Consider the following 20021-nt stretch of genomic DNA (forward strand, 5'->3'; position numbering starts at 1 on the left):
CATAAATAAAAAGTTAATTTTACATTAGGGTATGTTATATAACTAGTACTAAAGCCTTAGTTTATTTAACTTCTTCATAATTATCGTCCCAGTTTTTTGGTCTTGGATCCCCTAATTTCCCTACTGATTTAGCAACAATCATTGAAACAGTTGCATCACCTGTTACGTTTATTGTTGTACGTAACATATCTAAAGGTCTATCAACTGCAAAAATTAATGCTAAAGCTACTGGATATAAGTCCTTTGGAAACCCTATAGACTCAAGAACTATTACTAACATTACCATACCGGCACCTGGAACAGCTGCACTACCTATAGAAGCTAATAAAGCTGTTAATACGATAGACATTTGATTTGCAAACCCTAGACCTTCAGGCCATAGCACCTGCATAACAAACACAGCTGCAACGGCTTGGTATAAACTTGTACCATCCATATTAATAGTTGCACCTACTGGTAATACAAAGCTAGATACTTCCTTATCTACTCCAATGTGTTCTTCAACACGTTCCATTGTTACAGGAAGTGTGGCTGCACTTGAACTTGTTGAAAAAGCTAATAATTGTGCTGGACTCAATTGTTTTAAAAACCACAATGGGCTTTTTTTAGTGTAAACACTAACTAAAATACAATAGAAAACAATCATTATTAAGAGTCCAAATACTACTACCCCTGCATATTTTAATAGCGCCAATAATATATCAGGGTCTCCTGAAGTAACAACTACATTTGCTAATAATGCAAAAACAGCAAATGGAGAAATTAACATAATTAAGTCTACCATTTTAAGAATCGCATCATTTAAACTATCAAAGAAGTCTTTTAATGGTTTTGCTTTCTTCTCTCCAATTAGTAATATTGATATACCTAAAAATATGGTAAAAAAGATAACTTGAAGCATTGCCTTGTTATTTCCCATAGCTTTAATAGCATTATCTGGAACCATATCAACTACAAACTGAAGAGGTCCACTATTTTTTTGTTTCCCTGCTTCTGTTATTTTTGCAGTAATACTTGAGCTTTTAGCATATGTATTTGTTAACTTATCAACTGTTTCTTCAGAGATACCATCTCCAGGTTGCATTACATTAACCAAAACTAAACCTATAGTGATTGCAGCTACTGTTGTTCCAATATAAATTAATATCGTTCTAACCCCTATGTTTTTAAATTTAGAGATATCTTTTAAATCCGATATTCCTTTGATAAGAGAGGCTACTATTAATGGAACAGCTATTAATTTTAATAGTTTTACAAAAATAGTTCCGAGAGGCTTTATCCAATCAGACACAAAATTGTTCCACCCTAATTGTAATGCTAAAAATCCAAAAAGAATTCCTAAAAGCATTCCTATTAAGATTTGCCAATGTAGCGCTAATTTTTTCATATACGTTTAAGTTATTTTTTCTAGATGCTAAAAGTATAAATAATTATTTAAAAAATGTGTGACTTTAAATTTGTATCTTGTGTCTCAGTATATAGAAACAATTTTTTAACATTTTAAACAAACCAAACAAGAAATGGCAGGTATTTTAGACTTATTAGGCAGTGACTTAGGTAAAACAATTATATCAGGTGTTGCTGGATCTACTGGACAAGACACGAATAAAACTAGTAGTGTTTTAACAATGGCATTACCAGTTTTAATGAAAGCGATGCAGCGTAATGCGTCAACTCCTGAGGGAGCTGAAGGTTTAATGGGAGCCATTACTAAGAAACATGACGGAAGTATTCTAGATAATCTTGGTGATTTATTTAATGGTGGTGTTGATAATGATGTAGTTCAAGATGGTGGCAACATATTAGGTCATATCTTAGGAAATAAGCAACAAGGTGTTGAGCAAGTTATTGGGCAAAAAGCAGGAATTGATTCTGGCTCTGTTGCAAATATCTTAAAAGTAGCGGCTCCAATTTTAATGGGGGTTTTAGGAAAACAATCTCGTCAAAATGGAGTTAGTAACTCTGGTGATTTAGGCGGATTACTTGGTGGACTGCTTGGAGGAAACTCAACACAAAAAGAACAAAGTTTTTTAGAAAAGATATTAGATGCTGATGGTGATGGAAGTGTTATTGATGACGTTGCAGGAATGGTGTTAGGTGGAGGTAATCAACAAAAATCTTCTGGTGGAGGATTATTAGGTGGTTTACTTGGTGGTTTATTTGGAAAAAAATAAAACCTAATTACATATTAAAAAAAGAGAGTTCAATTGAGCTCTCTTTTTTATAGGTATTTACCCCTAATTTATAGTATGTATTATTAATTTAAATTTTTAATTAATTGAACAACTCATATTGTCCTTTTATTTTAATAACAACAATAATATCATCATCAATAAGATTTTTAAAATACCAACCGTGTTTTCCTTCAAAAGGAGCTGTTAAAGTTCCTCCCATATTGTTAGAATATGCTACTGTATAGCTTTCGTAAAAAACATCTTTTGGGGGATTTTCTTGTTTTACTTCTCCATGAAAATCAGTAAAAAGAATTTGCTTAGCTGTTGACCATTCATATTTCATGCTTCCATACTTTAGCATTTTAACTTTGTATTCTATACCTTTCTTTGCTGGTACAATAACTTTAATACTATCTTCTCTTTCTGAAAATTGCTCTTTAGGAGCAGGGTTATTAGCTTCAATAGGTTTTAATATATCAATAGAACCAACATCATCTATTTTTATCTTTTTAAAATTTAAACTTGATGTTGAAGATTTATTAGTTTTAACTTCTTTTTTATATAGTTTATTAAAACCAAATAGTTTTCCTGTACCTAAAAGATCAATACCATACTCCGCAGGTAAAACAGCTACTAAAAGTACTATCATACCAATAAAAAATGCTAAAAATATTGATTTCAATATCTTTATTTTATCATTTAAAGATTGATTGTTTGTTTTCATATTTATATTTTAAGAAGTTAAATATCCTGTTAATTGATATCCTAATAATAAAAATCCTGCAGCCATTAAAAGTATATTAGTAATTTTAGAAAACTTTAAAAAACTTTCATATTGTCTCCAAAAAGAAATGCATAATAAAATAAAACCTAAAGCTAAAAATTGCCCTACTTCTACCCCTAAGTTAAACCCCAATAAATTTATAAAAAGACCATCTTTATCAAATTCAAACTCTTGTAGTTTAGAAGCTAATCCAAACCCATGAAATAAACCAAAAATTAATACTGCTTTTTTAGTATTAGGTTGTTTTCCTGTAAGAGTTTTAAATCCTCCAATGTTATCAAGTCCTTTATAAACGATCGACAACGCAATAATTGCATCTATCAAAAATATATTGATATTAATACTAGTCATAACGCCTATAAGAAGTGTAATACTATGCCCTATTGTAAAGTAAGTTATGTAGGTTATAATTTCTTTTGTTTTATATAGAAAAAATATAACTCCAATTAAAAACAATAAATGGTCATAGCCAGTAATCATATGTTTAGCTCCTATGTAAAGAAAAGGGCCAAATGCTATGCCTTTATTATTTAATAAAAATAATTCTGTTTTATCATCCACACCATGAGCAAAACTTATTAAAGGAATAAGAAGCAACATTAGTAATAATAGGCTTGTTCGTTTATTTTTAAAATCCATTTTAATTCTTTTAATATGTTATCCTATAATATCACCACTCACTTGTTTTACAAATCACCTATTAAACGGTTTAATTAAATTAATCTAATATTTATACTTCTATAAAAACAGATTTAAACTTTATTAAATAGTTTTAAAGGAATGAATTTAACATCAATTTGGCCCACAAATATAAAGCTTTCACTGTCTTTTTCTAGAATTACTTCCTCTTCTAAAGCAAAGTATTTTCATCTTATATTTTAATACACTAATACACAAATATTTCTAATTTTAATAACAATTCTCATTGTTACAAAAAAAGTAATTCATTAAAAGAAATCCATAACATTGATTTTATGGATTTAATAAGTACTTTTTTAATTTCTATTGCTTCTATTAGCACTTCGATTTTTATCTGAGGTTTTTTGATTAAACTTATAAACAAAACTTAAACTAAACCTTTGAGCATTTCTATTTCTTATTTGATTTATTTTATAATTACTTCCTACAATGTTTTCTCTAATTTTACTACTGTTAAATGGATTAGATATATTTAATATAAGAGTACCATTATTTTTAAATAAACTTTTACTCACTGCAAAATTCATATAAGTTATTGGTAATGTTGTAGTTTGTACATTTACTCTTTGTCCAATATGATATATTCTTGTTTGTAGCCTTACCCCTTTTGGAATTTGTATACTTGTTGAAAAATTCACAAACCAAGTTTTATCAGAAATTGTTGCATCTGAAGAATTTATTTCTCCAGTTTGTTTATAATTATATGCATTAAAATCTCCCGAAAACTGTAACCATTTTATTGGTTTATACGATCCTGAAAGCTCAAAACCATAGCGTTTTTCATTCTCTAAATTAATTGGAGATTGAACAAAAATACCTAAATTTTCAACTGTTTCATATTGAAAAACATTTTTTGTATCTGAAAAATAAATCGATGGACTTAATCGAAACTTTTTTATTCTATAGTTAAAAGATAACTCAAACAAATCTGTATAACTCGGTTGTAACAAAGGATTACCAGTGAATTGTGCTGTAAAATCTCTTAATTCAATAAAAGGATTTAATTGCCATAAAGAAGGTCTTCTAATTCTTTTACTATAACTAATTTGTCCTGAAAAGTTGTCTTTAAATTCATATCCAATGGTAGCTGAAGGAAACAAATTTGTATAACTATTATTTAAATTTAATTGTTTTATAATACTACTTATAGACACCTTTGTTGATTCTAATCGTAAACCAAATTGAAAATTAAATTTATTATTTTTTAAACTATATTGAGTGTAAGCTGCAATTATCTTCTCTTTATATTTTAATTTATTATTAATCCCATTAATAATTTCAAAGCTTCCATTTTTTAATTCTTCAGCTAAAAATTCGTTGACTATATTTCTGTTTTCAAACTTACCTCCAAACTCTAATTTTCCTTTGTTAGCTAAGGTAGTTTTATAATCTGTTTGAATAGTAATATCATCTGTATTCGTTATCCCCCTTGTATTAATTGTTGCAATTGGTATTTTTGTTGGATATGTCTGCTCAGTTTTCAAGTTCCAAACTTTGTTACTATTCCAAAAATCATATTGGAAATCTAGTGTAAACTTAGTATCACTAGCATCGAATTCTTTTGTAAAATTGGCCTCTAATTGATTATAATCTCTCTTTTCTTTTGAGTTTCCAAGTGTAAAAACTGAAGTTTTATTATTCATAGGTGTTGAAAAATTATAATCTAATGTTGTTGCATCAATATCTTTGGTTTCATTCCTATAATAAGCAAGAGTTATTGTGTTTTTATCATTTATATAGTAATCAGTTCCAAAATAAAACAACTTACCATCATCATGTCTATTTTCATCTTCATTTTGAGTTAAAAATGTTGTAGCGCCATTTTTTATTGTTTCCTGATTTTTTGAATACTCTCCTTCATAATCTGTATAACGAATTCCTAAGTTTGTAAAAACATTAAACTTTTTAGTTTTGAAATTCACATTTCCTAAAGCTCTATAATCATTTGGAATTCCTGCTACCAAACGAACCTGACCATTTAAACCTGATTTTCTATTTTTCTTTAAAATTATATTAATAATACCAGCTCCACCAGATGCATCGTACTTCGCTGAAGGATTAGTTATTACCTCTATTTTTTCTATTATATCTGCAGATAACTGCTCTAAAGCCTGTGCCTGAGTTAAACCTGATCTTCTTCCATCAATTAAAATTTGAACATTTGAATTTCCACGTAAACTTACGGTACCATTAGGGCTTACATTAACTGAAGGAACATTATTTAAAACATCAGTTGCCATTCCTCCTTGTGAAGTAATATCTTTACCAACCCTAAATACTTTTTTTCCCAGTTTTAAAGAAACTTCTGACGCTTCTCCTTTTACAACAACCTCTTCTAATGCTTTAGAATCCTCATTCAACATAATTTTACCTAAATCAATGTTTTTTTTATTTTTAGAAATTGTTATCAATTTTTCACTAGAAACAAAACCAATGTATTGAATTTCTAAAAAATAATTTTGCTCATTCAATTTAGTAAAAGTAAAGCCTCCATTTTCTTTTGTTACAGTTCCTTCTATAATTTCCTTTTTAATATTTTTTAAGACAACAGTAGCATAAGGTAAAGGTTCATTCATATTATCTGTAATAACACCTGACACTCTTCCTTTATCAGTGTTTTTTTGAGCATAAATTGAAAAGCTAATAAATAAAAAGCTTAAAAATGTAATAAGTGACTTCATAACTTGAATATTTAAATTTTCATCAAAATTCAATACTTTACCTACTTCTTTTTAATATTCTTATGTCAACTGCTCTATTATTTTGTCAACTACTCTAGCAACATATTTATTTGATTTATTTTTACCCTAAGAATTATACCAAATGGAAAAAATACTTTACATAATTATTCTTCTTGTTTTTAGCGCATGTTATCATACAAAAAATGATAGTACATATACTATTACAGATGTTTCTAAAACTTTATTTAAAATTGGAGACAATGCTTTATGGTCAAAACAAGGCTTTGATGATAGTGATTGGACTTCGCAAAAGAAAATTCCAGAAAATGACGAAATATTTTGGGCTAGAAAAAAAGTTAATATTACAAAATCTCCAGATTCTCTTCAAGTAATAGGATTAAGTATTCATTCATTTGGTGCTTATGAAGTTTATTGGGATGGGTATTTTATTGGAAGAAATGGAATTCCTGGTAAAGAATTTAAAAGAGAAAAAACTGGAACAACAAATGAAAGTTTTATTATTCCTAACAACTTACTTACTGAAGGCAGTCACACTATAGCTTTAAGAATGTCTCAACTTTATGAAAAAAAAGACACACGAAATATTTATACTTATATAGTAGATTATAAGTATTTAATTACTTATAAATTAAAAGATACCATTTATATAAACATATTAGCTGGCGCATTTCTTCTTACTTGTATTTACTATTTTTTTTTATTTATTAATGATAAAAAACAATATACAATGCTATTATTTAGTTTATCCAGTCTTTTGTTTTTTCTTTTAATTATTATGGAATATATTAAGTTTTATGTTCCCATACATTATTCTAACTTCGTACTTCGTTTAAAAGTAATTGGTATTCTGACTTTATTAATTTCATTTTTAGTTCCTTACTATTTTTCTATTCAATTTCCTTTCAAACATCGAAAAAAACTTATAGTAATGTATGTTATTTTCTTATTATTAATTTATAATTTTTATTCTCATTCATTTGATTTAACAGCTCTTTTTCTATCACAAACGATGTGGTTATCTTCAACTATTATAATCTCTTATGCTATCTATAAAAAACAAAAAAGTGCTATTATCATATTAATAGGTTTAATACTAAGTTTTATCATTTATAAAGTTTCAATCTATGATGTTAGCTTGTTTGTAAGCTTTAGTATCATCTCCTTATGTATGTTTTATTTATTATCATTAAAACTAAAAGAGCAAAGACTCGCTTTTGAATATTCAATAGCTGAATCAACACGATTAAAATATGAATTGCTAAAAAAGAATATTCAACCTCACTTTTTAATGAATACTTTGACATCTTTAATAGATTGGGTTGAGGAATCTCCTGAAAAAAGTGTTAAATTTATTGAGGCCTTAGCAGAAGAATTTGATGTGTTAATTCAAATTGAAAATGAAAAACTAATTCCTATATCACAAGAAATAAAACTATGTAAGAGTCATTTAAATATTATGAAATACAGAAAAGAAGTAGATTATATTTGGAAAGATGAAGGGGTATTAGATGATACTACCCAAACCATTCCTCCTGCTGTTATTCACACGCTTCTTGAGAATGGAATTACACACTGTTCTCCTTTAAATAACAATACTATGACCTTTAAATTAAGTGTAAAAGCAACAAATGAAAATTTAATATATACATTTATAACCTATGGAGAGGTACGAAATAAAATTAAAAATAATACTGGAGGTACAGGGTTTAAGTACGTAAAAGCTAGACTAACTGAAAGCTATGGAGACTCATGGGTATTTACTTCAAATTCAATAGAAAACGGTTGGAAAAATGTTATTCAAATAAATAAACCATGAAAATTTTAATTATTGAAGATGAATCAAGGATTGCGAAAAGAATTGAGCGTATGACCAAAGAATTCTTTTTGAATACTTTGGAAAGTATTACTTGTTTACATACATTATCAGAAGGGGTAATTTTTATTCAACAAAACAAACTTGATTTAGTTTTATTGGATTTAAATTTAAATGGTGAAAGTGGATTTAACATCTTAAAAAGTAGTGTATCTGAGGCTTTTCATACAATTATCATTTCTGCAAATAAACAAGAAGCTTTGACAGCATTTGAATATGGAGTTTTAGATTTTATTCCAAAGCCTTTTAATAAATCAAGACTTGATCAAGCATTTAATAGGATTATAAAAAAAGAAGAAGTTACTACTGAAAATTTACAGTTTTTAGCGATAAAAAAAAGAAATGGAATTCAATTAATTAGCATTAATGAAGTAATTTACATAAAGGGGGCTGGTGTATACACTGAAGTATACCTAACAAATGGAGAAAAAGAGCTACATGATAAATCTTTAGAAAAACTTACACAACTATTACCTAAAACCTTTTACCGTATTCACAAATCTTACTTAGTTAAGATTACTGAAATTAAAGAATTAATTATACAATCAGGAAGTAAATACTCAATAGAGTTGAAAAACAATAATATTCTACCAGTTGGGAGAACTAGATATAAAAAACTAAAGGAATCATTACTATAAAAAACCTATTTCAAAATTGAAATAGGTTTTAAAAAAAATTAGTAATTTGTCTATTTTGTATTATGTAAGCATTCCTCCATCAACTGATATTGTTTGACCTGTAATATAGGCACTCATATCTGATGCTAAAAACACACAAGCATTTGCTATATCTTTTGGGCTTCCTCCTCTTTTTAAGGGAATTTCATTTCGCCAACCTTCAACTACTTTCTCGTCTAACTTGGCAGTCATTTCAGTTTCAATAAAACCAGGAGCAACTACATTACTTCTTATATTTCTAGAACCTAACTCTAAAGCTACAGACTTAGAAAAACCAAGAATACCAGCTTTAGAAGCTGCATAGTTTGCTTGACCTGCATTTCCTTTTAAACCTACAACAGAACTCATATTAATAATTGATCCTGCACGTTGTTTCATCATTGGACGAATTACTGCTTTTGTTAAATTAAAAACAGACTTTAGATTAACTTGTATAACCTTATCAAAATCATCTTCAGAAATACGCATCAATAAATTATCTTTAGTAATACCTGCATTATTTACTAAAATATCTATAGTTCTAAATTCCTTTAAAACATCTTTAGCTAATTCTTGAGCGGCATCAAATTCAGCTGCATTAGATTGGTATCCTATAGCTTTTACACCTAAATCTGTTAATTCTTTTTCTAATGCTTTAGCTGCATCTACTGATGAGCTATAAGTGAAAGCAACATTAGCTCCTTGTGCTGCAAATTCTAAAGCAATACCTCTACCAATACCTCTGGTTGCTCCAGTTATAATTGCTGTTTTATTTTCTAAAAGTTTCATTTATTAGTTGTTTTAACAATAGCAAATATACTATAATAGTCTTTAAACTATAATTTTCGTGTTTAAAAATATAAATGGATAATTTCTATTCTAGCAATAAAAAAACCATAGATTTTTTTTAGAAAAAACCTATGGTTTAAAATAGTTTTACAAAGGTTTAACCTATTGTTTAACCTCTTTTTTATCTACGTAATTAAATAATTCATCTACATCTAATTCTGTAATTTTACCTAATTTCTGTAACGACTTAACATCTAAGTCTTTTTTATTTCCAATTACCATTACGTTATATGACTCTCCTTTAATATTCTTATCAAAGAACGATTTTAAATCAGTAATAGTCATATTTTTAATCGTGTTATACATTTCTTCACGATTGTCATTATCAATTCCTAAATTCTTTAATCGTTCATAAGACCAAAAAATATTAGACTTTGTAATTCTTTGAGCTGCTATTTTCTTTAGTGTAGCTTCTTTAGCTGAATTAAACTGTTTTTCGGCTTCAGGCATATTATTCATTAAATCCATCATTGCATCCACTGCTTGCGATAATTTATTTGCCTGAGTACCAACGTACGCCATAACATAGTTTGAATCATCTTTCTTTCTTGCATTGCTATAAGATGCAAATGCAGAGTATGCCAGAGACTTACTTTCTCTAATTTCCTGAAATACGATTGAAGATAACCCGCTACCAAAATAGGTATTGAATAACGTTGATGCAGCTAAATTTTTAGGATCAAAAGGAGCTCCTTTAGCTAAGAATAGTAACTCACTTTGAACCATATCATAATTAGTAAAAAACACATTACCTCCAGTTTCAGTTTCTTTATATGTTTTTTTCTCAGGGTAATCTTTCAATTCACCATATAACTTATGGTGTGTATTTAAAGCAGAAACAGCTCCATCAATATCTTTTCCATAATAAAAAATACGTTGTTTATAGTTCTTCATATCTTTTACAATATTCACTAACTCTTCAGGATTTATTGCTTTTAATTCATCTATTTGCATAATATCACGCAAACGAGAATTTTTACCATATTTACCATAATTCATTAATCCTCCCCAAAGAATATTACCTTTCTGAGTCTTTCCATCTTGACGCCCCTTGTAAATTTTTTCTACATATTTAGCATAAGCTTCAGGCTCTGCTTTCGCATTATCCCATAAATGTTCAAGTAATTCAAGACCTTTTGATAAATTTTCTTTTAATCCTCTTAAACCTACATATGTTTTATCATTTTGAGCACTAACATAATAATCAATACCTAATTTATAAAACTCTTTTTTAATTTCCTCAGCAGAATATTTATCTGTACCTATATACTCTAAATAACCTGCAGCTAAACTTAACTTTTTATTATGATCTCCACCCATATCAAAAATGATATTTAAGTCAAATAAATCATTTTTTTCATTAAGTACATAAGAAACATTAATGTCATTAGATGTTTTTGTTTCCTTAATTGCTGTTTTATAGTCTATGAACTTTGGTTTTAAAGTAGCAGATTCAATTTTATTAAAAGCTTGAACATACTCAGAACTTTTACCTCTATTTAAATTCACAGGAGTTATTCCAGGGTTTTCAACTTTTACGATGCTCTTATCTTCACCTTTTCTCTTATAGGTAACTACATAGTTGTTTTGGTAAAATTTATTCGCAAAAGCTACTAATTCATTTTTAGTAATTTTCTTTAAATCGTTTAAAAATTTAACTTTATCTTCCCATTTTTCATGGTGAATAAAAGCATTATAATAAGCACTTGCTAAAGCTGTATTGTTTTCATACTGACGTGTTTGACTTAATTTCAAGTCATTCACTACAGCTTCAATCATCCACTCGTCAAATTCTCCTTTTTTTAACTTTTCAATTTGCTCCAATAATAAATCTTTAACTTCTTCTAAAGATTGTCCTGATTTAGGACTACCAGTAAAATTATGATATCCATAATCATTTAAAAATGTAGGGTTACAACTAGCTCTTTGAACAACTTGTTTTTGATTTAAGTTTAAATCTAATAAACCTGCGTTACCATTAGCCATAATCATGTCACATAATGTAACTAATTTCTCTTCTTCAGAGTTTACTCCATTAGAACGAAACGCTATAGAAATACTCTCAGATGTTGGACCAAAACCTCTTTTATTATTGGTTGAGTAATTGCATCTTCTTTAGGTAATACTGGATGCTTTAATTCTTTTTTCTCAAATTTTCCAAAATTATCATTAACCTTTTTAATTGTAGCTTCAAAATCAAGATCACCTACTAATACCACAGCCATATTATTTGGTACATAATACTTATCAAAATAATTATTGATATCTACTAGAGAAGGATTCTTCAAATGTTCAGCTGTACCAATCGTTTTTTGTTGTCCATAAGGGTGTTTAGGAAACAATCCTTCTAACATTGCAGCATAAAGTTTTCTAAAGTCATTATCTTGACCTCTGTTAAACTCTTCAAATACTGCCTCTAACTCAGTATGAAATAAACGTAATACTAAAGTACTAAAACGCTCAGATTCTATACTTAACCACTTATCTAGTTCATTTGCAGGAATTTTATTTTTATATACAGTTTCTTCAAACCATGTATGAGCATTTGTTCCTGTTGCTCCTAATGATTTTATCATTTTATCATATTCATTAGCGACAGAAAAATTAGAAGCTTCTAAAGAAACTCTATCTATTTCTTTGTAAATAGCTTTCTTCTTTTCAGGATTTTCTTCTGCTCTATGTTGCTCATATAAATCAGAAATTTTTTTCAAAAATTCTTTTTCTTTCTCCCAATCTAAAGTTCCAATTTTGTGAGTACCTTTAAATACCATATGCTCCAAATAGTGAGCTAAACCAGTAGACTCTTTTGGATCATAATTAGACCCTGCACGAACTGCAATATATGTTTGAATTTTAGGTTCATCAGTATTTTTACTTAAATATACTTTCAAACCATTTTTTAGTGTATACAAACGAAGCCCAGTAGGGTCATTTGCTACTGTTTCGTATGCAAAGCCGTTTGCATCTGTTTTTTGTTCAGTTTTTACTTCGTTATTTGTAGAGGTTGTTTGTTTACAACTTGACACAAATACAAGTAACATACTAACTAATAGTAACTTAAATTTCATCATGATAATTAATAGTATTTGATTAAAATAAAAAATCCGTTGAATTTACAAATTCAACGGATTTTATTTAGTTAAATTATGTTAATTCAACATTTTTTTTTAATTGTGGATAAATTAAGCTAAAACTTTAGCTACCATTTCTCCTATTTTAGCTGGAGATTCTACAACGTTAACTCCGTTTTCAGCTAATATTTTCATTTTTGCTTGAGCAGTATCATCATCACCTCCTACAATAGCCCCAGCATGTCCCATTGTTCTTCCAGCTGGTGCAGTTTGTCCTGCTATAAAACCTACGACAGGCTTTCTATTTCCATCTGCTTTAATCCAACGAGCTGCTTCAGCTTCTAAATTACCACCTATTTCACCAATCATTACAATTGCTTCAGTTTCATCATCATTCATCAATAACTCAACAGCTTCTTTTGTAGTAGTTCCTATGATAGGATCACCACCAATACCAATAGCAGTAGTTATTCCAAAACCTTGCTTTACAACTTGATCAGCTGCTTCATATGTTAATGTTCCAGATTTAGAAACAATACCAACTTTTCCTTTTTTGAAAATAAATCCTGGCATAATTCCAACTTTAGCTTCATCAGGAGTAATAACTCCAGGACAGTTAGGACCTACTAAAGTACAATCTTCTTTGGCATCTATGTAAGCCTTTACTTTTACCATATCAGCTGTAGGAATACCTTCAGTAATACAAATAATTACTTTTATTCCTGCTTCAGCTGACTCCATAATAGCATCAGCGGCAAATGCAGGTGGTACAAAAATAATAGAAGTATCAGCACCTGCTTTTTGCACAGCATCATCTACTGTATTAAAAACTGGTTTACCTAAGTGTTCTTGACCTCCTTTACCTGGTGTAACACCTCCAACAATGTTGGTTCCATAATCTATCATTTGACCAGCATGAAAAGTTCCTTCACTACCAGTAAATCCTTGTACTATAATTTTTGAATCCTTATTTACTAAAACACTCATTGGTTTGTTTTTATTTTAAATTTGCTATGACAAAAATAGTTTTTTAGAACTTATTTTTGAAACTTTTATTTCTTTTTTTGTTCTTTTAGGAAACGTTTTATTTCGGCAATCTCTTTTAACTTTTCTCTTGACTCTGAAATTGGAGTTCCAAAGTAAGATTTACCACCTTTAATAGATTTTGTAACTCCTGTTTGCCCAAGAATTACAGCACCTTTTCCTATTGTAATACCACTATTTGTACCTACTTGCCCCCAAATAGTTACTTCATCTTCTATTATTACACAACCTGCAATCCCTGTTTGAGAGGCAATCAAACACTTTTTTCCTACAACGGTATCATGACCAATATGTACTTGATTGTCTATTTTTGTACCTTCTTTAATGGTAGTATTACCAGTTACACCTCTATCAATAGTACAAGATGCTCCTAAGTCTACATTATCCTCAATAATAACAGTACCTCCTGAAATTAACTTATCAAATCCTTTAGGGCGATTTTTATAGTAAAACGCATCAGCACCTATAACAGTATTGGCATGTATTGTTACATTATCACCTAAACTACAATTATTGTAAATAGTTACATTAGGATGAATCACACAATCTTTACCAATAGAAACATTCTCTCCTATAAAAACATTTGGCTGGATTATTGTTCCTTCTCCAATTTTTGAACTTTCAGAAATACATGATTTTGAAGCTATAAAAGGGTTGAAATGCTTTATTATTTTATTAAAATCACGAAAAGGATCGTTAGAAATCAATAATGATTTTCCTACTGGACAGTCTACCTTTTTATTAATTAAAACTGTAGTTGCTTTTGATTTTAAAGCTTTATCATAATATTTAGGGTCATCAACGAAAACAATATCACCTTCTTCTACAACATGAATTTCATTAATTCCTGTTATTGAAAAGTTTTTTTCACCTACATATTGTATATCTAGTAATGCAGCTATTTGCTCTAAAGTTTGTGCTTTTTTAAATTTCATTATAAAAAAGAAATTCCCGCCTTAGCGGGAAAATTAATTATTCTTTTATACGCTCTTGGTATGTACCTTTAGTCGTTTCAATCTTTATTTTATCTCCTTCGTTTATAAATAAAGGAACATTAACTCTTGCTCCGGTTTCTACCGTTGCTGGCTTAGTAGCATTGGTTGCAGTGTTTCCTTTAACACCAGGCTCAGTATGTGTAACTTCTAAAATAACACTTGCTGGCATATCTACTGATAAAGGCATATCATCTTCCGAGTTAATTATGATAGTCACCACTTCTCCTTCTTTCATTAAGTCTGGTGCATCTAAAGCACTTTTTTCTAATGTAATTTGAGAATAATCAACTTGATTCATAAAATGAAATGTTTCACCTTCATTATATAAATATTGAAATTTATGAGTTTCAACTCTAACATCATCAATCTTTCTTCCCGAAGGGAAAGTGTTGTCTATTACTTTACCACTAGTAACACTTTTTAATTTTGTTCTTACAAATGCAGGCCCTTTTCCTGGTTTAACATGCAAAAATTCAACAACTTTATAAATGTCATTGTTATATCTCATGCATAATCCGTTTTTAATATCTGATGTTGTTGCCATTGTATATTATTGAGTTTTATTTGTTCTTAAATTATTAACAATTAAATATTAGTTAACTTGCTTTAAAATATCCTTTCATTATACCTCTATGAGAGTCTTTTACAAATTGTAAAATTTCATCTCTTTCAGAAGTTGCTTGCATTTCAGCTTCTATAATCTCAACTCCTTGTGTATTATTATAGTTTTTTTGATACAAAATTCTATAAATATCCTGTATCTCTCTTATTTTTTCTGTAGAAAAACCTCTTCTTCTTAAACCTACTGAATTTATCCCGACATATGATAATGGTTCACGAGCGGCCTTAACAAAAGGCGGTACATCTTTTCTTACCAATGACCCACCTGTTACAAAAGCATGTTTACCAACAGAAGCAAATTGATGGACAGCTACCATACCAGCTAATACAACATTATCTCCAACAGTAACATGACCAGCTAAAGTTGTATTATTAGAAAAAATACAATTATCACCAACTATACAATCATGAGCAATATGACAATATGCCATTATTAAACAGTTGTCACCAATAATTGTCTTCATTCTATCTGAAGTTCCTCTATTTATAGTGACACACTCTCTTATCGTAACATTATCACCAATAATAACGGTTGTTTCTTCATCATCAAACTTCAAATCTTGTGGTATCGCTGAAACTACAGACCCAGGAAAAATACGACAATTTTTACCTATACGTGCACCTTCCATGATAGTTACATTAGATCCTATCCATGTTCCTGATCCAATTTCTACATTCGCGTGTATTGTTGTAAAAGGTTCAATAACTACATTTCTTGCAATTTTAGCTTGAGGATGAACGTATGCTAGAGGTTGATTCATAATTTATTTCACTTTAGAAATTTGAGCCATTAATTCGGCTTCACATACTAATTTGCCATTAGCATATGCGTAAGATTGCATATGACAAATACCTCTACGTATTGGTCCTATCAATTCAGCTTTAAAAATTAAAGTATCACCTGGTAATACTTTTTGTTTAAACTTAACATTATCCATTTTCATAAAATAAGTTAAGTAATTTTCAGGATCTGGAACAGTATTTAAAACTAAAACTCCACCACATTGCGCCATTGCTTCAACTTGAAGTACTCCAGGCATTACTGGTGCTCCAGGAAAATGCCCTACAAAGAAATTTTCATTCATTGTAACATTTTTCATTCCAACAACATGGGTATCCGATAATTCAATAATCCTATCAATTAATAAAAATGGAGGACGATGTGGTAAAATATCCATTATTTGGTGGATGTCCATTAACGGAGGTTGATCTAAATCGTATTTAGGTACATTATTACGTTTTTCAAGCTTTATTATTTTAGCTAACTTTTTTGCGAAAAGAGTGTTTACTAAATGTCCTGGTTTATTAGCAATTACCTTTCCTTTAATACGTGTACCTACAAGAGCTAAATCTCCAATAACATCGAGTAATTTATGCCTAGCAGCTTCATTAGCCCAATGTAAATTTAAATTATCTAAAATACCATTTGATTTAACAGCTATATTATCTTTTTTAAAGGCTTTTTTTAATTTCTCCATTGTAGTGTCTGATAATTCTTTATCAACATATACAATGGCATTATTAAGATCACCACCTTTAATCAAGTTGTTTTCCAGTAACATTTCAATTTCATGTAAGAAACTAAATGTTCTGGCTGCTGAAATCTCTTCTTTAAAATCAGAAATTTTAGTTAGTGTAGCATTTTGAGTTCCTAATATCTTAGTTCCGAAATCAACCATCGTGGTTACTTGATATTCATCAGCAGGCATTAATATTATTTCGCTACCTGATTCTTCATCTTTAAAAGATATTATATCTTTAACTACATATTCTTTAATGTCGGCATCCTGTTCAACTAAACCAGCGGTTTCTAAAGCTTTTACAAAAAACTTAGAGGAACCATCCATAATTGGTGGTTCAGAAGCATTAATTTCAATAATTAAATTATCAATATCTAATCCAACAGCAGCTGCCAAAACATGTTCAGAAGTTTGAATTTGAACTCCTTTTTTCTCTAAATTAGTACCTCTTTGAGTATTGGTTACATACTCGGCTTTCGCTTCAATTGTTGGTTTACCTTCTAAATCAACTCGAACAAATGAATATCCGTTATTAATTGGTGCTGGTTTAAAAGTCATTGTAACCTCATTACCGGTATGTAATCCTACACCCGATAGTGTTATTTCATTTTTTATTGTTGTTTGTTTTTTACTCATTTTTGTTTTGTTGAGTATTTAACTCTTTTTCAATTTTATGAATAGTAGTTGCTATGTTTGGTAAATTTTTAAAATGTACGTACGATTTGTTGTAATCTGAATAATTAAAAGCTGGAGTACCTTGAACAACGTCACCATCTTTTAAACTTTTTCCTATACCTGATTGAGCTTGTATTCGAACTTTATTACCAATTGTAATATGTCCAACAATTCCAACCTGTCCTCCAATCATACAATACTCCCCAATTTTTGTGGAACCTGCTATACCTGTTTGAGAAGCTATAACAGTATGCTTTCCTATTTCAACATTATGTGCTATTTGTATTTGATTATCTAACTTAACACCTTTTCTTATAATTGTTGAACCCAATGTGGCTCTATCAATGGTAGAATTAGAACCAATATCAACATTATCCTCTATAATAACATTTCCTATTTGGGGAACAGCTTTATATTCACCATTTTCATCTGGTACAAAACCAAAACCATCTGAACCAATTACACATCCAGAGTGAATCTTACAATTATTTCCTATTTGGGTTTCTGAATATACCTTAACACCAGCAAACAACGTACAATTATCACCTATAGTAACATTATCTCCTATATAAGAGTTAGGATAAATTTTTACATTATTTCCAATTCTTACATTTTCTCCTATATAGCTATATGCTCCAATATACTCTTTAGTTCCTATTATTGCAGAATCAGCAATTGAATGAGGGCTTTCTCTACCTTCTTTGTTGCTTTTTACTTCATTATAAAACTCTAGTAACTTTGAGAAAGCTTTATAAGCGTCTTCAACTTTAATTAAGGTAGTACTAATTTCTTTTTCAGGTTGAAAACTTTTATTAACAATCGCTATAGTCGCTTCAGTAGTATATAAATATGAATTATATTTAGGATTAGATAAAAAAGTTAACGAACCTGATTCGCCTTCTTCAATTTTAGACAACTTAGAGACTTCAGCTTCTGGATTACCAGATATCTCTCCTTCTAAAATTTCGGCTATTTGTTTTGCTTTGAATTTCATTAATCGCAAAAGTAATTATTTTTGTTTAATTACGTCTTTTAATAATAAAATCATTTAATTTTCAACTAGTATTTTAGGGTAACAAAGATAATATTTTACCACTGGTTTGGTTAATGCTAAAACATTTAGTTGATCTGATGCATTTGCTATATCTTTAAGTTTGCCTTTTTTTGTATATATTTTAATTGGCTTTTCAGTATTGTATGCCTGATTAGAAATCTTATTAGAAAACACAAAATAATTCAGTGCTTCATCATCTAGTTTCAATCTATTATTAACTTTAAGAATTGTATCTTTTATATATTTTTCAGCAAAAGGATTCTCTTGTAATTTAATTTTAAGCAACTCCCTGTTAACAATCATTTTAGAAAGTTTAGACAATATTAAATCTTCATGATTGATCCATTCTTTAATTGCTAATAAAATATCATAGTCATCTAATCTAGAAAACACCTTTAAAGTTTCAGTAGTAAAATTAGTACTTGAAATAGTATTATATAAAAAGTGTTTTAATGCTTTACTTGCAAATAACTCTACTCCTTTAGAAGCTAACTGTTTTGCTCTTTTTAGTACACTTACTAAAATACTTTCAGCTACAATTCCTGTTTTATGTAAATAAACTTGCCAATACATTAAACGCCTAGCAATTATAAATTTTTCAACAGAATAAATTCCTTTTTCTTCTATTACTAACTCATCATCAACTACATTCATCATAGCTATTAACCTATCAGACGAAATATTTCCTTCAGCAACTCCGGTATAAAAACTGTCTCTTTTTAAATAATCCAATCTATCAATATCTAACTGACTTGATATTAACTGATATAAGAACTTTCTATGATATTTCCCCTCAAAAACTTCAATAGCTAAACTTAACTTCCCGTTAAATTCTTCATTTAATTCTCTCATAAACTTTAAAGAAATTTCTTCATGAGAAATACCATTGACAATACTGTGTTCTAGTGCATGTGAAAATGGACCATGACCAATATCATGAAGTAAAATGGCAATGCATAATGCATTTTCTTCTGCTACTGTTATAGCTACATTTTTAGAACGCAATACTTGTACTGCTTTTTGCATTAAATGCATACAACCTATTGCATGGTGGAAGCGAGTATGATTGGCACCTGGATACACTAAATTTGATAATCCCATTTGAGTAATTCTCCTTAAACGTTGAAAAAATGGATGTTCAATAATATCAAAAATTAGTGTATTAGGAATAGATATAAATCCATAAATTGGATCGTTTAATATTTTTAATTTATTAGTTTGTGGCTTATTCAAAATATATAATTGCTTCAATTTTAAACAAAAGAATTATAATTTATTAACAAAACCAAATAACAGATAGCTTT

15 protein-coding genes and 1 pseudogene are annotated in these 20021 nt (G+C 29.0%); 3 read left to right on the forward strand and 13 right to left on the reverse strand.

Annotated features, from left to right (window positions below; translation table 11 throughout):
* Positions 1–61 precede the first annotated feature (61 nt).
* A complete protein-coding gene (locus ACMFBB_RS01450) occupies positions 62–1387 on the reverse strand; it encodes a dicarboxylate/amino acid:cation symporter (RefSeq protein WP_435262696.1) in 1326 nt (441 codons plus the stop codon).
* Positions 1388–1520: 133 nt separating this feature from the next.
* On the opposite strand from ACMFBB_RS01450, the gene ACMFBB_RS01455 reads away from it, so the two are divergent.
* Complete coding sequence (locus tag ACMFBB_RS01455) at positions 1521–2174, forward strand: DUF937 domain-containing protein (protein ID WP_435262697.1); 654 nt, start codon at positions 1521–1523, stop codon at positions 2172–2174.
* A 100-nt stretch (positions 2175–2274) separates the two neighbouring features.
* On the opposite strand, the gene ACMFBB_RS01460 is transcribed toward ACMFBB_RS01455, so the two are convergent.
* The 3 genes from ACMFBB_RS01460 to ACMFBB_RS01470 all read right to left on the reverse strand — a co-directional run bounded on the left by ACMFBB_RS01460 (position 2275) and on the right by ACMFBB_RS01470 (position 6338).
* Positions 2275–2898, reverse strand: a complete 624-nt coding sequence (locus ACMFBB_RS01460) for a hypothetical protein (protein WP_435262698.1) — start codon at positions 2896–2898, stop codon at positions 2275–2277.
* A 9-nt stretch (positions 2899–2907) separates the two neighbouring features.
* Positions 2908–3597 (reverse strand): HupE/UreJ family protein, encoded by a 690-nt coding sequence (locus ACMFBB_RS01465; protein ID WP_435262699.1) that lies wholly within the window; start codon positions 3595–3597, stop codon positions 2908–2910.
* Between the two features lie 356 nt (positions 3598–3953).
* Positions 3954–6338: a TonB-dependent receptor domain-containing protein gene (locus ACMFBB_RS01470; protein ID WP_435262700.1), complete on the reverse strand. Its 2385-nt coding sequence runs from the start codon at positions 6336–6338 to the stop codon at positions 3954–3956.
* 142 nt (positions 6339–6480) lie between these two features.
* Between ACMFBB_RS01470 and ACMFBB_RS01475 the strand changes: the two genes are divergently transcribed.
* Both ACMFBB_RS01475 and ACMFBB_RS01480 read left to right on the forward strand, forming a co-directional pair.
* The gene (locus tag ACMFBB_RS01475) at positions 6481–8175 is read left to right on the forward strand and encodes a histidine kinase (RefSeq protein WP_435262701.1); all 1695 of its coding nucleotides are present in this window, start codon (positions 6481–6483) and stop codon (positions 8173–8175) included.
* Complete coding sequence (locus ACMFBB_RS01480; protein ID WP_435262702.1) at positions 8172–8870, forward strand: LytR/AlgR family response regulator transcription factor; 699 nt, start codon at positions 8172–8174, stop codon at positions 8868–8870. The genes ACMFBB_RS01475 and ACMFBB_RS01480 overlap by 4 nt, the downstream gene beginning before the upstream one ends.
* A 60-nt stretch (positions 8871–8930) precedes the next feature.
* On the opposite strand, the gene fabG is transcribed toward ACMFBB_RS01480, so the two are convergent.
* The 9 genes and pseudogenes from fabG to ACMFBB_RS01525 all read right to left on the reverse strand — a co-directional run bounded on the left by fabG (position 8931) and on the right by ACMFBB_RS01525 (position 19968).
* A complete protein-coding gene (gene fabG / locus ACMFBB_RS01485; RefSeq protein ID WP_435262703.1) occupies positions 8931–9677 on the reverse strand; it encodes a 3-oxoacyl-[acyl-carrier-protein] reductase in 747 nt (248 codons plus the stop codon).
* Between the two features lie 162 nt (positions 9678–9839).
* Positions 9840–12805 (reverse strand): annotated as a pseudogene (locus ACMFBB_RS01490) (M16 family metallopeptidase).
* 114 nt (positions 12806–12919) lie between these two features.
* Positions 12920–13795, reverse strand: coding sequence for a succinate--CoA ligase subunit alpha (gene sucD / locus ACMFBB_RS01495; protein ID WP_435262704.1), 876 nt, complete (start codon positions 13793–13795; stop codon positions 12920–12922).
* 65 nt (positions 13796–13860) lie between these two features.
* Positions 13861–14787, reverse strand: a complete 927-nt coding sequence (locus ACMFBB_RS01500; protein WP_435262705.1) for a UDP-3-O-(3-hydroxymyristoyl)glucosamine N-acyltransferase — start codon at positions 14785–14787, stop codon at positions 13861–13863.
* A gap of 37 nt (positions 14788–14824) precedes the next feature.
* Positions 14825–15391 (reverse strand): elongation factor P, encoded by a 567-nt coding sequence (efp, locus tag ACMFBB_RS01505; RefSeq protein ID WP_435262706.1) that lies wholly within the window; start codon positions 15389–15391, stop codon positions 14825–14827.
* A gap of 52 nt (positions 15392–15443) precedes the next feature.
* A complete protein-coding gene (gene lpxA, locus ACMFBB_RS01510) occupies positions 15444–16229 on the reverse strand; it encodes an acyl-ACP--UDP-N-acetylglucosamine O-acyltransferase (RefSeq protein ID WP_435262707.1) in 786 nt (261 codons plus the stop codon).
* Between the two features lie 3 nt (positions 16230–16232).
* Positions 16233–17624: a bifunctional UDP-3-O-[3-hydroxymyristoyl] N-acetylglucosamine deacetylase/3-hydroxyacyl-ACP dehydratase gene (locus ACMFBB_RS01515; RefSeq protein ID WP_435262708.1), complete on the reverse strand. Its 1392-nt coding sequence runs from the start codon at positions 17622–17624 to the stop codon at positions 16233–16235.
* Positions 17617–18657, reverse strand: a complete 1041-nt coding sequence (lpxD, locus tag ACMFBB_RS01520; protein WP_435262709.1) for a UDP-3-O-(3-hydroxymyristoyl)glucosamine N-acyltransferase — start codon at positions 18655–18657, stop codon at positions 17617–17619. Before lpxD ends, ACMFBB_RS01515 begins: the two co-directional genes overlap by 8 nt.
* Positions 18658–18711: 54 nt before the next feature.
* Positions 18712–19968 (reverse strand): HD domain-containing protein, encoded by a 1257-nt coding sequence (locus ACMFBB_RS01525; protein WP_435262710.1) that lies wholly within the window; start codon positions 19966–19968, stop codon positions 18712–18714.
* Positions 19969–20021 lie beyond the last annotated feature (53 nt).

The sequence above is a fragment of the Tenacibaculum sp. nBUS_03 genome, from assembly GCF_051201695.1.
Classification (GTDB): Bacteria; Bacteroidota; Bacteroidia; order Flavobacteriales; family Flavobacteriaceae; genus Polaribacter.